This is a genomic window from Arthrobacter sp. USHLN218, from assembly GCF_037144715.1.
Lineage (GTDB): Bacteria > Actinomycetota > Actinomycetes > Actinomycetales > Micrococcaceae > Crystallibacter.
Window position 1 is genome coordinate 353567 of the sequence record NZ_JBBCYT010000005.1, and the last position, 14602, is coordinate 368168.

The window sequence follows — 14602 nt, forward strand, 5'->3', positions numbered from 1 at the left end:
CCTTGTTTGCGATTCTTGTGCGCTGCGTCATGTTCCGCACGTTTCCGAGTGCAGGAGCGTAGCCGCGGTGCGGTATCAGCCACGGAGACAGGGATGCCGCGAAGAAACCTCCCGAAGGACCCTTGCGTTCTAAATCATTCATTTGTAGGGTTTTTCGTGATGGCGATCACGTGGCCTTCGTCACAACGGGGAATGGGGCTCCTCGAAGACCACGCTTGGCCGCATATACCTATCAGTCCTGAAGGAGCGCAATGTCCGCCGAAATGACGCGGCCCGCTGGGGAGGCCGGCATCGATGAGGATGCCGAGCATCTGGCCAGCCTAGGCTACTCGTACGATCAGCAATTCAAGCGCGAAATGACTTTCTGGGGGAACGTCTCCCTCGGCTTCACCTACCTTTCTCCGGTGGTGGGCATCTACTCGCTGTTCGCCGCGTCCCTGGGGATCGCCGGGCCGCCCATGTTCTGGTCGCTCATCATCGTCGGCGGCGGCCAGCTGCTCGTGGCAACCGTGTTCGGCGAAGTGGTCTCCAACTACCCGGTTGCCGGCGGCGTGTACCCCTGGTCCCGGCGCCTGTGGGGCCGCAAGTGGGGCTGGATGAACGGCTGGGTCTACCTCTGCGCGCTGCTGGCCACCATCGCCAGCGTCGCTTACGGCGCCGGCCCGTTCCTCAGCACGCTCCTGGGCATGGAAAGCAGCGTCAACTCGGTCATCCTGGCGGCGCTGGGAGTCATCCTGCTTGCAACCATCCTGAACCTCGGCGGCACCAAGGTGCTGAACAAGGTCGCGATGCTCGGGCTGCTCGCCGAGCTCGGCGGCGCGCTGGTGGTCGGCTTCTGGCTGATCGTGACCGCCCGGCACCATGACCTGGGCGTCCTCTTCCAGAGCTTTGGTGCGGGCGAGGGCAGCAATTACTTCATCGCCTTCGCGGCGGCCGGCCTGATCGGAATCTACCAGTACTACGGGTTCGAGGCGTGCGGCGATGTGGCCGAGGAGGTTCCGAGCCCGGGGCGCACCATCCCGAAGGCCATGCGCATGACCATCTACATCGGCGGTTTCGCCGCGATGTTTGTCTGCCTGTCCCTGATCCTGGCGGTGCCGGACTTCGGCGCGGTGATCAGCGGGGCCGACGCCGATCCGGTCGGCAACGTGCTCCTGGCGGCCTTCGGCCCGGTCGGCATGAAGGTGGTCCTCGCCGTCGTCCTGATCTCCTTCGTTTCCTGCGTACTGAGCCTGCAGGCCGCGTCTTCGCGGCTGGCCTACTCGATGGCCCGCGACGGAATCCTCCCGGCGAGCAAGCTGCTCAGCAAGTTCAGCGAGTCCCGCCACGTGCCGCCGTATGCCCTGCTGCTGGCCGGCCTGGTCCCGGCGCTGATCGTGATTGGATCCAAGGTCTCCGAGGATGCGCTGGTCACCATCATCTCCTTCGCCGCGATGGGCATGTACATGGGCTTCCAGATGGTGGTCCTGGCCGCCCTGCGGGCCCGGCTCAAGGGCTGGCGGCCGCGCGGTGCCTTCCAGCTCGGCGCCTGGGGCATCCCGGTCAACGTCGCCGCGCTCGCCTGGGGCGTGCTCGGCATGGTCAACATGGCCTGGCCGCGGACCCCGGAGGCCGGCTGGTTCTCGAACTACATCGTGCTGATCTCCGCCGTCGGCGTGGTTCTCCTGGGCCTGGTCTACATGGCCTGGAAGAAGCCCTACCTCAAGGGCGATGCCCCGGCCGGCGACGCCATCCCGTCCGGACCGCGGCACTCCTTCAGCAGCTGAGCATCGCTCAGACCTCCAGCACCACACCAGTACCACCCAGACGAAAGAACAGGTTCCACCATGAGTACGTCCACCGTTGAGGTTCCCTACCTGAACATCTCGGACCCGTCGTTCGCGATGCAGTCCGAAGAGCTGCGCACCGCCCGCGAGCGCAGCTGGTACGCCCGGACCAACTTCGGGCTGGCCGTGCTGCGCTACGACGAGGTGAGCAAGCTGCTCAAGAGCCCCAAGCTCTCCCAGGGCAGCGCCAAGTGGCCGGCGCACAACGGCGTCCACGGCGGCCTGTTCTTCGACTGGTGGACCAAGAACCTGCTGGTGCTGGAGGGCGAGGACCACCACCGGATCCGCCGGCTGCTCAACCCGGCCTTTTCCCCGCGCCTGATCAAGGAGCTGGTGCCCCGGTTCCAGGCACTGGCCAACGAGCTGGTGGACGCGTTCATCGACAAGGGCGAGTGCGAGTTCATCCGCGACTTCGCCGAGCCCTACGCCACCCGGGTGCTGACCATCCTGCTCGGCATCCCGGAGATCGAGTGGCCCAAGATCGCGCGGCTCGCCTCCACCGTGGGCCTGGCCCTGGGCGTGACCTTCAAGCAGGACCTGGACAAGGTCGAGGCGGCCGTCGCCGAACTCTACGACTACGCCGAGGAACTGATCCGGGACCGGCAGGCCAACCCGGGCGATGACTTCGTTTCCCGCCTGGTGCTGGCCAGCCGGGACGGGGACCGGCTCAGCGACGAGGAACTGCGCAACGCGCTGGTGCTGCTGATCTTCGGCGGCATGGACACCACGCGCAACCAGTTGGGCCTGGCCATGCAGTCCTTCATCCGCAACCCGCAGCAGTGGGAACTGCTGGCGGAGCGGCCCGACCTCGGGGGCAAGGCCGTGGAGGAAGTCATGCGCACCAACCCGACCGTCACCTGGGTGACCCGCGAGGCCGTCGAGGACTTCGAGTACCAGGGCCTGGCCATCGAAAAGGGCACCACGGTGCACCTGTTCACCCAGTCCTCCGGCACGGATCCGCGCGCCTTCCCGAACCCGGAGATGGACCTGCTCGGCGAGCATGCCCCGCACTACGGATTCGGCGGCGGCGTGCACCACTGCCTCGGCCACTTCGTCGCCCGGGCGGACATGAGCGAGGCGCTGCCGCTGCTGGCCAGCCGCCTGGCCAACCCGCACCTGATCGGCGGCGACGAGTGGCTGCCGGATTCCGGCAACACCGGCCCGATCCGCCTGCCCATCGGCTTCACCAAGCGCTCCTAGCAAGCCAACTGCTCTACAGCACCACAGCACCACCTACGGAAGGACTTTCCCATGCGGACCATCGACGTCGACCGCAGCCTCTGCGACAACCACGGCCAATGCGCCATCGCCGCCCCCGAGGTGTTCCGGATGAACACCGACGGCGTGCTCGAATACGAACCGACCTTCGACGACGCCCTGCTGGACGAGGTGGAAGAAGCCATCGACGTCTGCCCCGTCCAGGCGATCTTCCTGAAGGACTAGCCATGACGCGCAGAATTGCCGTCGCCGGGGCCTCGATGGGAGGGCTGCGGGCCGCCGAACAGCTGCGTTCGGCCGGCTGGGAGGAAGACATCGTCGTCCTCGGCCAGGAGGCCCATCCGCCCTACAATCGGCCGCCGCTGTCCAAGGACCTGCTGGCCGCGCCGGGCTCCGCCGCCGATGCGCTGGCCGCGGTGACGCTGCGCCAGCGCAGGACCGCCACCGGCATCGACTGGCGGCTCGGCGCGCCGGTCACCCGGGCGGACCTGTCCGCCCGCACGCTGACGCTGGGCACCGGCGAGGAACTGGCCTACGACGGCCTGGTCATCGCCACCGGCCTGCGCCCCGCGAGGGTCGAGGTGCCGGGCCCGCGCCACGGCCGCCACGTTATCCGCACGATCGATGACGCCCTGGGGCTGCACCGGGAACTGCGGCCGGGCACGCGGGTGGTGGTGGTTGGTGCCGGATTCATCGGCTGCGAGGCCGCCGCCACCGCGACGACCCTGGGCTGCCAGGTCACGCTCGTCGAGGGCGGCAGCGGCCCGATGGAGCGACCCCTTGGCGTGCGGCTGAGCGCCGGCGTCCGCGGCTTCCTGGAGGGCAACGGCGTCCGCTGCCTCCCGGGCCGACGCGTGGTGGAGTTCCTGTCAGAGACAGGGGACGCGGCAGGCGATTGGTCCGGCGACGGGTACGACGGCGGATCGCACCTCAGGTGCGCCGGCGTCCGGCTCTCGGACGGCACCGAGGTGCCCGCGGACGTCGTGATTGAGGCCGTCGGCTCGAAGCCGAACACGGAGTGGCTGTCCGGCAACGGGCTGGACCTGGCGGACGGCGTGCTCTGCGACGAGTCGATGCGCGTCATCGGCGCCGGCGGGGCGCTGCCGTCCGTGGTTGCGGTCGGCGACGTGGCCCGCTATCCCGACCGGCGCACGGGCACCGGAGCCCGCCGCGTCGAGCACTGGGCCACCCCTGCGGACACGGCCAAGATCGCCGCCCCCGCCCTGGTCGCCGGGCTCAACGGTGAAGAGGTGCCGGAACCCGCGGCGCCGCTGCCCTCCTTCTGGACGGACGTCTTCAAGATCCGGATCCAGGGCGTCGGCAGCCCGGCGCTCGCCGAGCGGATCGAGGTCCTCGAAGGCGACCCGGACCGCCCCGCCGCCGGTGCCGCCCTGGGCTACTACCGCGACGGCCGGCTCATCGGAGCCGTGACCTGCGCCCTGCCCGCCGACAAGCAACTGCACTACCGCAAGCTCGTGACCGATGCCGGCGTGGCCGCACGCCTGGCCGCCGCCTAACCGCCGGCTACGAACGACTGAAAGAAGACTGCCATGACTCTCACCCCCGTACGGCCCGACCCGGCCGGAACCGACCTGCTGGCCGGACTCAACGACCGCGAAGCGTTTGCCCGCCACCGCGAGCGGAACCTGCGCCCCGACGTCGTCCGCGACCTGGGACGCAAGATCCAGGAAGCCGGCGTGGAGTACGTCTACTACGCGCTGCCGACCATCGGCTCGCGCATGGTGGCCAAGATGGTTCCGGCCAACCACTTCAAGCGCAACCTGGAAAAGGGCATCTGCTTCCACCGCACCGCCCTGTCCGACCTGCAGAACGACCGCTACGGAAACCTGATCGGCGGCGGCATCGAGGCCCGCGAGTTCTGGGCGCTGCCGGAGCCCGACACCTTCGTGGTGCTGCCCTGGGACACCTCGGTGGCACGGATCTTCTGCACCGCCTACGAGCCCCCGCACCTGCCGGAGGTCGGCGGCCGCCTGCTGCCGATCGACACCCGCTCGCTGCTGATCCGCAGCCACGAGGCCTTCACCGCCCGCACCGGGTTCGAGGTCCGCTCCGGCACCGAACCCGAGATGACCTGGGAGGGCCCGGGCCTCGAGGTCGTGAAGAAGCCGGGCACCAGCCCCGCCTACCAGGTGGAGAACCTCGAGCGGATGCGACCGATCTACAAGCAGCTGGTCACCTACGCGAAGGCGATGGGGCTGGACATGATCGAGGGCGACTACGAGGACGACGGCCAGCTCGAGCTGAACTGGATGTACGACCGCGTGGAGAACACCGCGGACCGGCTGGTCACCTACCGGCAGATCTGCAAGCAGGTGGCCCGCGAGTTCGGCGTCACGGCCAGCTTCATGCCCAAGCCCTACAACGGCCAGATGGGCAACGGCTGCCACCACAACCTCAGCCTGTGGGACGGGGACACCAACGTCACCGAGGACGCCGGCCGGGTGGAGCTGCACGTCTCGCGGACGGCGCAGCACGCCATCGGCGGCCTGCTCGCGCACGCGCCCGGTTCCATGGCGGTCATGGCCTCGACGGTCAATTCCTACAAGCGGTTCTGGGACGCCGGACAGTTCGCCCCGAGCACGGCCAACTGGGGCCTGGACAGCCGCGGCTGCCTGGTCCGGATCTCCTCCAACGGCCGGATGGAGTACCGGGTGCCGGACGCAGCCGTGAACCCCTACCTGTCCCACACGCTGCTGATCGCGGCGATGGAGGACGGCCTGAACCGGCAGCTGGATCCGGGGCGGCCCGACGACGGCGGCGCGGACGTGCCGGCGATCGGCGGCCAGCTGCCGCTCACCCTGGGGGACGCCATCGACGCGTTCGTCTCGGACACCTACCTCACCTCGGCGCTGCCGGCGGACCTGGTCTCCATCTACACCCAGCTGAAGCAGGAGGAGTGGGCGCGGTACTGCGGCGCCATCACAGAGTGGGACCGCGAGATGTACTGGGAGACCATCCCGTGAGCCCCGCGACCCTGTCCCCGGGCATCCTGCGGCTGGCGTGCATCGACTCGGAGGCGCCGCCGCTGTTCAACCTGGCCGACGGTGCCGGGCACCGCCGCGGCTACGAGCCGGCCGCGGCCGAACTGGTGGCCTCCGTGCTGGGCCTGCGCGTCGAGTGGGCGTTCCTGGCCTGGGACGACATGCTGCCGGCGGTGCGCGAGCACCGGGTGGACGCCGTCTGGTGCGGCCAGGGCATCATCCCGGAGCGCCAGGCGATCGTGAACTTCAGCGACCCGTACGCGGTCTTCGACGAGACAGTGCTGGTCCGCAAGGGCGATCCGGCGCGCTCGCCCCAGGACCTGGCCGGCTACAAGGTGGCGGCGATCGAGGGCAGCGCGAACATGTTGCTCGCGGTGACCTTCCCCGGCGCCGTCCCGGTGCCGTTCACCGGCGAGGATGTCTTCGGGGACATGCTCGCCGCCCTGCGCAGCGGGGAGGTGGACGCCATGGTGGATGACGACGTCGTCACCGTCCCGCTGGGCGACGACCCGGCGTACGACGTGGCCTTCACGCATCCGACCGGAAACCGGTGGGGAGTGGGCGTGGCCAAGGACAACCCGTTCCTGCTCGCCGACCTCAACGCCGCGCTCGCCGCGGTGGTGGCGGACGGGCGGCTGGAGCGGAGCTGGCGGCAGTGGATGCCGCAGCTGCCGTTCCCGCTCGGCGCGGGGGTGCCCGCATGAGCCGGCCGCTGATCGGGGTGCCGGGGATGTGGTCCAACTCGGTGCACGGGCTGCGCTTCGAGGGCGTGGCGGTGGCGGCGCAGGTGCTGCGAAGCATCGCCGCGGCGGGCGGGGAGCCGGTGATCATGTTCCCGGAGGGCGCGGCCGCCGCGGACCAGGTGCAGAGGTTCGACGGCGTGGTGCTGCCCGGGGGCGCAGACGTCTCGCCCGCGCTGTACGGGGCGGAGCCGGACGAGCACTACTGGCCCGCCGACTACGCGGGACAGGACGCATTCGAAACCGAGGTCCTGGCCGCGTGCGTCGCCGCCGGGATGCCGACGCTGGCGATCTGCCGCGGGCTGCAGCTGCTCAACGTGGCGCGCGGCGGCACGCTGATCCCGCACCTGGAGCCGGGCGGTGAAGCGGGCAGCGTGCAGCACAAGGGCGCCGTGCATCCGGTTTCGGTCACGGCCGGGTCGCTGCTGGCGTCCGTGGTCGGTTCCGGGCCGGTCGAGGTTTCCTCCTACCACCACCAGGCGGCAGGGGAGCTGGGCGCGGGACTGCAGGTCACGGCGCGGGCCGACGACGGCGTCGTGGAGGCCCTCGAGGTTCCGGGCGCGCCGCTGCTGGCGGTGCAGTGGCACCCGGAGGACACAGCCGAGAGCAATCCCGCCGACCATGCCCTGTTCGCCTGGGTGGTCGAGGCCGCCCGCGCCCGGCGGGACGGCGCGGGGCAAGGCGCGTCGGCGCAGGGTGCCGGTGCCGGTACGCAGCTGGCGGGTGCCCGATGAATGCCAAACCGCTGCGCGTGGATCCGGCCGCGGTGCTGCCCCGGGACAACGGGACGCTTGGCCCCGAGGCGCCGCGCATCGCCGTCGTTGTTTCCCTGACCTTCCCCGGGATGACGGAGCAGACGCTGGAACTGATGGAGCGGTTCACGCGGGTGGCGTTCGAGACGCTGCACGCGGCCGGCGCCCGGGCCGAACTGGTGGACAGCGCGGCCGAAGAGCTGCTGCCCGAGGCCGAGCTGGCCCGTTACGACGGGGTGCTCTTCCTCGGCGGCGGGGACGTGGACGGCTCGCTGTACGGCCACACGGATCCGGTGCCGAATTCGTACGGCGTGGACCTGCGCGCGGACGAGTACTGCGTGGAACTGATCCGCGGGGTGCTGGAGCGGGACCAGCCGCTGCTCGCTATCTGCCGCGGCTCGCAGCTGCTCAACGTGGCGTGCGGCGGGACGCTGGTTCCCGACCTGGAACCGTGGCACCTGCACCGGGGCGGTCCCGGGGAGCCGATGTTCCTGGACGAAGACGTTGACCTGCTGCCCGGTTCCAAGGTTGCCGCCATCCTGGGCCGGGATTCGGTGACCGTTCGCTCGGGCCATCACCAGGCCGTCGGGACCGTGGCTCCGGACCTCGCGGTGGCGGCGGTGGCGCGGGACGGCGTGGTCGAAGGCACCGAACATCCGGGCCGGACCTGGGTGGTCGGGGTGCAGTGGCACCCGGAGGATTCCGACGGCGACGCGGGGCACCGCTCGCTGCTGTTCGAGGAATTCGTGCGGCAGAGCCGGGCCGGCGGCGGGGCGGAGGTGCGGGACCTGGCGGAAGCGGGCCGGGCCTGAGGCGGCGGCCGGGCGGAGAATTCGGCCGGCTGCGGCCCCTGCTGCCTCGCCCGGCGCCTGGTCCGTGCGGCTACTCCGCCGCGCAGATCAGGCGCAGGTCGAGGTTCGGCACGTCCAGCGGGATGAAGCAGAATCCTTCCGGCTCCGTCTTGACCCGTTCCCCGACGATGAAGCGGCCCGAGTTTCCCAGGATGACCCGGTTCTGGCCGTTGAGGATTGCGGCGTCGCCCGGGATCCTCCGGACGAACGGGATGAAGGTGTTTTCGAGGTCGCGGATCCGGATGTCGCAGCCGGTGACCCCGATGAACTCCCCGTGGATGTAGCTGGGCACGGTGCAGGTCATGATGTACTCGTCGAAGCCGAGGTAGTCGACGTACGGGCCGGCGATGGACTGGCGGCCGGTCTTGGCCGCGACGGAAAACCAGGGGGCCTGCTCGTAGTCGTAGAACCGTTCGCCGTCGGGCGTCAAATCGAAATCCAGCTTTTCGATTTCCCCCGCTCCATTCCGGAACCACCATTCCAGGACGCCTTGCGCGTCCTTTAATGAGGAAATGGAGAAAATGACTCCTGCCCCCACGACAATCGGGTGGGAATTCAGGAATTCGGCGGATATTCCACGCAGCCCGGAAATGTCATTCCGGGAGATTTTATCCCCCGCCCGGACCCTCGCTTCCAGCTGCCCTTCCACCTGGGCGCACGTGGACGAGAGGTCCCGGTACAGCGCGTTCAGCCACGACTCGATGGCCGAGCCCACGGACGTGGCCACGGCGCGGGCCGATACGGGCGCGTTCATCGAATCTCCTCTTCGTCGCCGGCGTGGGTCAGCGTGAGCTTGGTGTCGATCAGGTGGTAGGTGTTTCGCCGGATGTGCTCGTGGACCAGCCGCTGGGCCCGGTCCGGATCATCCGCCCGGACGGCGCTGACGATCTCCAGGTGCTCCCGCGCGGCTGCCGCGGAGTCGAAAATACCGGCGAGCGGCGTCCACAGCAACTGGCCGACTTCCGCCTGCAGCCGGATCTCCTGCGCGGTCAGCCGGGGCGACTGCGCGACCACGGCCAGCTCGATATGGAAGCGGCTGTCCGCCCGGGCCCGGCTCTCCGGGGAGTCCGCGCGCTCGAGTCCGCGGGCCAGCTGTTCCAGCCGGTCCAGGTCATTGGGGTGCGCGCGGTCGCAGGCCAGGCGGGCGGCGGCGGACGCCACCGCCGTCTGCTCGTCGCCGAGGTCGCGCAGGTCCGCGATCGAGGTCTCCCGCAGGTACCGGCGCAGCTGTTCGGCCTGGGTGGCCGGGGACTTCACCACGAAGGTTCCGCCGCTGCGGCCGCGCCTGGTCTCCACCACGCCCTGGTCGCGGAGCGCCGCCAGCGCCTCGCGCAGGGTCGCGCCCGCGACGCCGAACATCTCGGAAAGCTCCGACTCCGCCGGGAGCCGTTCGCCGACCCGCAGCATGCCGAGCGAGATCGCCGTCGAAATCCGGCGCACGATGGCTTCCGAGCGTTCCATCTCGGGCAAGGAGCGGTAGATCTGCGACTGCAGCACCGGGGGTGACGCCACGATCTCTCCTTACGGCCGGATCCAGGCAGGCATGACGGCTGGCCACTGCCGGGAATGACGATATTCTACTCTGCCGGCGCGGGGACATTTCAACATTGCCCAACGATTTGTTCGCGCGCGGGAGAATTCGAAGAAATATGGGGAAATGCTGGAACGGCCGCCCGGGGAGCGGGATATTTTGAGGAGCATGAGTTATTACCAGAGCATCAATCCAGCCACCGGCGAAACGATCTTCGAGGCGCCCACCGCCAGCGACGAGGAAATCCAGAGCGCGCTGAAGCAGGCGCAGGCGGCCTTCGAATCCTGGCGGCATTCCGCCCTCGCGGACCGCTCCGAGGTCCTGCGGCGCGTGGCCGCGCTGTACCGTGGGCGGCGCCAGGAACTCGCCGAGCTGATCAGCCTCGAAATGGGCAAGCCGGTCAGCCAGGCGCTGGGCGAGGTGGGCCTGGTGGCCGACATCTACGAGTACTACGCCGAAGAGGGCCCCGGCTTCATGGCGGACGAGCCGCTCAAAGTCCGCGGCGGCGGCGAGGCGGTAGTCCGCTCCGCGCCCGTCGGCGTGCTGCTGGGCATCATGCCGTGGAACTACCCCTACTACCAGGTGGCGCGGTTCGCGGCGCCCAACCTGATGCTCGGCAACACCATCCTGCTCAAGCACGCGCCGAGCTGCCCGCAGTCCGCACTGGCCATGGAACAGATCTTCCGTGACGCGCAGCTGCCCGAGGGCGCCTACGTGAACGTCTTCGCCACGAACGAGCAGGTCGCCGACATCATCGCCGATCCGCGCGTCCAGGGCGTCTCCCTGACCGGCAGCGAACGCGCCGGCGCCGCCGTGGCCGCGCTGGCCGGGCAGCACCTGAAGAAGTACGTGCTCGAACTCGGCGGCAGCGACCCGTTCATCCTGCTGGATTCGGAGGACCTGGACGCCACGGTGAAGGCGGCGGTGGGCGGACGGATGGGCAACGCGGGACAGGCCTGCACCGCGTCCAAGCGTTTCATCGTCGTCGAGGACCTCTACGAGGAGTTCGTCGAGAAGTTCACGGCGCGGATGGCGCGCATCACGCCCGGCGATCCCCTGGATCCCGCCACCCGGTTCGGCCCGCTGTCCTCCCGTGCCGCCGCGGAGGGGCTGGTGGAGCAGATCAACGACGCCGTCTCGAAGGGTGCCACCCTGCACACCGGCGGACACCTGGTCGACGGTCCCGGCGCCTTCGTGGAGCCCACGGTGCTGACCGGCGTGGAGCCGGGCATGCGGGCCTACACCGAGGAGCTCTTCGGCCCGGCCGCCGTGGTCTACAAGGTCGCGGACGCAGAGGAAGCGATCGAGCTGGCCAACGGTTCTCCGTACGGCCTCGGCGGAGCGGTGTTCAGCGCCGACGTGGACAAGGCCAAGGACGTGGCGGACCGGCTGGACACCGGCATGGTCTTCATCAACTCGGTTGCGGACACCCAGGCGGACCTGCCGTTCGGCGGTGTGAAGCGCTCCGGCGTCGGCCGCGAGCTGGCCGGCTATGGGATGCAGGAGTTCGTCAACAAGAAGCTCATCCGCGTTCCGGCAGCCAGGTAAGGGCCGCCGGGAGGCGTCCTGCAGGAGGCGTCCCACAGGATCCGACCGGCGGCGGGTCGCGCCCGCCGCCGGCCGCCCCGGTGCCGGATGGGTCCTCCGGACGGCCGCGGCACCCGCTCCGGCCGCCGGTGCCCGCTAGCCGTGGCGGCGGATGGCCGCCTCGAAGACCGGAAGGGCGCGCCGGACCATGTCCTCACTGGCGGTCAGGGAGACCCGGAAGAAGCCGGGGGTCTCGAACAGGGCGCCAGGCATCACCAGGACTCCTTCCGCACCCACCTCTTCCGTGAAGGCCATGTCGTCCGGCTCGGGGGAGGGGATGTAGAGGTAGAAACTGCCCTCCGTCTTCCGAATGCGGTAGCCCATCCCGGCCAGGCTTTCCACCATGACGTCCCGCTTCCGCTGCAGCGCGCCGACGTCGATGGTGAACTGTTCGAGCGCGGGCAGCGCGTGCTGCAGGATCGCGTTCGGGTAGATCCAGCCCATGGCCAGCTGGAGGGCGGCCAGCGGCTCGGCGAGCTGCCGGCGGACCGGCATGGCCGCGGGCAGGGCGAGATAGCCGATCCGCTCACCCGGCGCTAGATGCGTCTTCCCGTAGGTGTACGCCACCAGGGTGTAGGGGTAGAACTCGGCGGGAGAGCGGAAGCGGAGGCCGTCGAACACGATGCGGTTGTAGGCCTCGTCGGAGATCAGGTAGATGCGCCGTCCGATCCGCGCCGAGGCCTCCTCGAGCACCCCGGCCAGGGCGGTGAGCAGTTCCGGCGGGTAGATCCGGCCGGTGGGATTGTTCGGAGAGTTCACGATCACGGCCCGCGTACGCGGGGTGACGGCCGCGGCGATGGCGGCCAGGTCGACGTCGAACGTGTCCGTGTTGATCTTCACCTTGACCGGAACCAATGCGGCCTCGGTGATCAGCGGCTCGTAGCAGAACCACGGCGGCAGGCTGTAGATGACCTCGTCGCCGGGATCCGCGATGGCTTTGAGGGCCATGGCGATCGCCGTAAAGCCGCCGGTGGTCAGGTACAGGTCCTCGGCCCGGAACCCGATGCCGAGGTGCCGCTCCAGCGAGCCCGCGGCGGCCTCCCGCGCCGCGGGCTCGTTGGTCTTGTAGGCGTACCAGGCCTCGTTCCGCGGAGCGAGCGCCTCGCGGTAGGCGGAGACGTACTGCTCCGAGGGCATGTCATGCGGGTTGCCCAGCGCGAAGTCGCAGACGCCCGGGTCGTCCCGGCGCCGCGCGTAGACGGACGTGGTCAGGAAGCTGTTGATCCGCCGGTAGGAGGCGACTCCAGCAATTCCGGCGGCACGGGACGACGCCGGCGCCCGGGTGGCCGGGGCGGGTGCGCCTTCGTCGGGGTGCGGCATGGCTGCTCCTCTCCGAAGGCCATGTTCCTCCTGGACCGGCGGATGCGGCAACGGCCGATCGTCCCTGGCGCGGGCGGCACCGGAACGTTCGTCCTTGACCCGGCGGGACAGCCGGCCGCCGTCCCGGCCACCCGCCGTCGTCCGTCAGTTCTCCGCGGGAACGCTCCCTGCGGAGGGGAGGCGCACGATGAATTCGGTATGGCCGGGGCGGCTGTCGACGCCGACCGTGCCGTCGTGCGAGGTGACGATGGCCTTGACGATCGACAGGCCGAGGCCGTGCGAGCCGCTGCGGTCGGAGCGGGACGCATCGGCGCGCGCGAAGCGGGAGAAGATTTGGCCGACGAAGCCGTCCGGGATCCCGGGCCCGTCATCCGCCACACTCACCCGCACGTAGCCGTCGTCCTCGGCCAGCGAGGTGACGACCGTGGTCCCCTGGCCGGTGTGCCGGTGCGCGTTGGTCAGCAGGTTGACCAGGACCTGGCGCAGCTGCCCCGGATTGGCGCGGAGGGTGACCGGATCATCGGGGACGTCGAGGACCCAACGGTGGCTCGGCGCGATCGCGCGGACGTCATTGACGGACTCGGCGGCCAGCGCGGTCAGGTCGACCTCGCTCTGCTCGGCGCGCTGGCCTTCATCCATCCGCGCGAGCAGGAGCAGGTCCTCGACCAGGGCGGTCATCCGCTTGGCCTCGGATTCCACCTTCCCGATCGAGGACCGGCCTCCAGGGCTGAGCTGCTCGGTCAGCCGGATCATTTCGGAGTAGCCGCGGATGGCGGTCAGGGGAGTCCGGAGTTCGTGGCTGGCGTCCGCGACGAACTGGCGCAGCTTGGTCTCGCTTCGGTGCCGGGCATCGAAGGCACCCGCGACGTTGTCCAGCATCAGGTTGAAGGCATGGCCGACCCGGCCGACTTCCGTGGCGGGTACCGCGATCTTCGCCGGGACGCGCTCGCCGATGGCGACGTGCCCCCGCCCGAGCGGCAGCCGGGAGACCGAGGTAGCGACGCCGGAGAGCTGGCCCAGCGGCCGCAGGGTCCGGCGGATGATCAGCGTTCCGACGAGCGCGGCCGCCAACAGCCCCGCCACGGAGACGCCGGTCATGGTCCGCGTCAGCGAATCCAGGGTCTGCTCTTTCGCCAGCAGCGGCAGGCCGGTGACGATCGTGGCCTCGCGGCGTTCACTCCAGCGGGCGACCAGCCGGTACTCGCCGACAGAGAGCCGGCGCTCTACGGGGCCGGCGTTGAGCTCCAGGCTGGTGATGACCCGCGTGTCCGCCGCGGTGAGGTCCTGTCGTTCGCCGTCGGGCATGAAGACACCCGCATTGCGGACGCCGTGCTCGCTGATGCGCGCATTCAGCACGCCGACGACCTGGCCCGGCGTGGTCAGGGGATCCGCCGGTTCCGGTGCCTCTGAGGATCCGCTCTGGTCAGACTCGCTGTCGCGGCCGTCCCCGTTGTGCTCGTCCTCGTCATCGGGGTGGAAGTCCTCCTGCGACCGCAGGGCTCGGGTGGAGGCCTGTTCGAGCTGCTCGTTCAGCTGGCCGCTGAGGAAGGATTCCATCGCGGCGTGGGCCGAGAGGCCGACCGCGGCGCAGATCCCGGCCAGCAGGGCCAGGACGATGATCACCAGCTTGGTCCGCAGCTGCCACGGCCGGAACAGGCGGCGGCCCCGCCCGTCCTGCTTCCGGGGCACGGCCTCGTCAGTGCCCCCCTGAACCGTGTCCGGCTTCCCCCGATTGTCCATGTTCGTCTTCCGGATTTGTCTTTCGCGAGCGGAGC

At 69.8% G+C, this 14602-nt stretch carries 13 protein-coding genes; 9 read left to right on the plus strand and 4 right to left on the minus strand.

Annotated elements, in window-relative coordinates:
• The first annotated feature begins 251 nt into the window (after window positions 1-251).
• Genes WFH44_RS13985 through WFH44_RS14020 form a run of 8 tightly spaced genes read left to right on the plus strand, consistent with a single transcriptional unit; the run spans window position 252 to window position 8350 of the window.
• A complete protein-coding gene (locus WFH44_RS13985; RefSeq protein ID WP_336714524.1) occupies window positions 252-1766 on the plus strand; it encodes an APC family permease in 1515 nt (504 codons plus the stop codon).
• A gap of 60 nt (window positions 1767-1826) precedes the next feature.
• Window positions 1827-3026 (plus strand): cytochrome P450, encoded by a 1200-nt coding sequence (locus WFH44_RS13990; RefSeq protein ID WP_336714525.1) that lies wholly within the window; start codon window positions 1827-1829, stop codon window positions 3024-3026.
• 51 nt (window positions 3027-3077) lie between these two features.
• Window positions 3078-3269: a ferredoxin gene (locus tag WFH44_RS13995; protein ID WP_005273960.1), complete on the plus strand. Its 192-nt coding sequence runs from the start codon at window positions 3078-3080 to the stop codon at window positions 3267-3269.
• A gap of 2 nt (window positions 3270-3271) precedes the next feature.
• On the plus strand, window positions 3272-4561 hold the full coding sequence (locus WFH44_RS14000; protein ID WP_336714526.1) for an NAD(P)/FAD-dependent oxidoreductase: 1290 nt from the start codon (window positions 3272-3274) through the stop codon (window positions 4559-4561).
• 33 nt (window positions 4562-4594) lie between these two features.
• A complete protein-coding gene (locus WFH44_RS14005; protein WP_336714527.1) occupies window positions 4595-6028 on the plus strand; it encodes a glutamine synthetase family protein in 1434 nt (477 codons plus the stop codon).
• A complete protein-coding gene (locus WFH44_RS14010) occupies window positions 6025-6750 on the plus strand; it encodes a transporter substrate-binding domain-containing protein (protein WP_336714528.1) in 726 nt (241 codons plus the stop codon). Before WFH44_RS14005 ends, WFH44_RS14010 begins: the two co-directional genes overlap by 4 nt.
• Window positions 6747-7520, plus strand: coding sequence for a gamma-glutamyl-gamma-aminobutyrate hydrolase family protein (locus WFH44_RS14015; RefSeq protein ID WP_336714529.1), 774 nt, complete (start codon window positions 6747-6749; stop codon window positions 7518-7520). Before WFH44_RS14010 ends, WFH44_RS14015 begins: the two co-directional genes overlap by 4 nt.
• Window positions 7517-8350, plus strand: coding sequence for a gamma-glutamyl-gamma-aminobutyrate hydrolase family protein (locus WFH44_RS14020; protein ID WP_336714530.1), 834 nt, complete (start codon window positions 7517-7519; stop codon window positions 8348-8350). Before WFH44_RS14015 ends, WFH44_RS14020 begins: the two co-directional genes overlap by 4 nt.
• 70 nt (window positions 8351-8420) lie before the next feature.
• On the opposite strand, the gene WFH44_RS14025 is transcribed toward WFH44_RS14020, so the two are convergent.
• Together WFH44_RS14025 and WFH44_RS14030 are read right to left on the minus strand one after the other, a co-directional pair.
• Complete coding sequence (locus WFH44_RS14025; protein ID WP_336714531.1) at window positions 8421-9143, minus strand: cache domain-containing protein; 723 nt, start codon at window positions 9141-9143, stop codon at window positions 8421-8423.
• Entirely contained in the window at window positions 9140-9901 is a 762-nt protein-coding gene (locus tag WFH44_RS14030; RefSeq protein WP_336714532.1) for a FadR/GntR family transcriptional regulator, read from the minus strand. The genes WFH44_RS14025 and WFH44_RS14030 overlap by 4 nt, the downstream gene beginning before the upstream one ends.
• Before the next feature lie 187 nt (window positions 9902-10088).
• On the opposite strand from WFH44_RS14030, the gene WFH44_RS14035 reads away from it, so the two are divergent.
• On the plus strand, window positions 10089-11468 hold the full coding sequence (locus WFH44_RS14035; RefSeq protein ID WP_336714533.1) for an NAD-dependent succinate-semialdehyde dehydrogenase: 1380 nt from the start codon (window positions 10089-10091) through the stop codon (window positions 11466-11468).
• A 135-nt stretch (window positions 11469-11603) separates the two neighbouring features.
• Here the strand turns inward: WFH44_RS14035 and WFH44_RS14040 are convergent, their stop codons facing one another.
• Both WFH44_RS14040 and WFH44_RS14045 read right to left on the minus strand, forming a co-directional pair.
• Window positions 11604-12827: an aminotransferase class I/II-fold pyridoxal phosphate-dependent enzyme gene (locus tag WFH44_RS14040; RefSeq protein WP_336714534.1), complete on the minus strand. Its 1224-nt coding sequence runs from the start codon at window positions 12825-12827 to the stop codon at window positions 11604-11606.
• A gap of 144 nt (window positions 12828-12971) precedes the next feature.
• A complete protein-coding gene (locus WFH44_RS14045) occupies window positions 12972-14567 on the minus strand; it encodes a sensor histidine kinase (RefSeq protein ID WP_442892911.1) in 1596 nt (531 codons plus the stop codon).
• Window positions 14568-14602 lie beyond the last annotated feature (35 nt).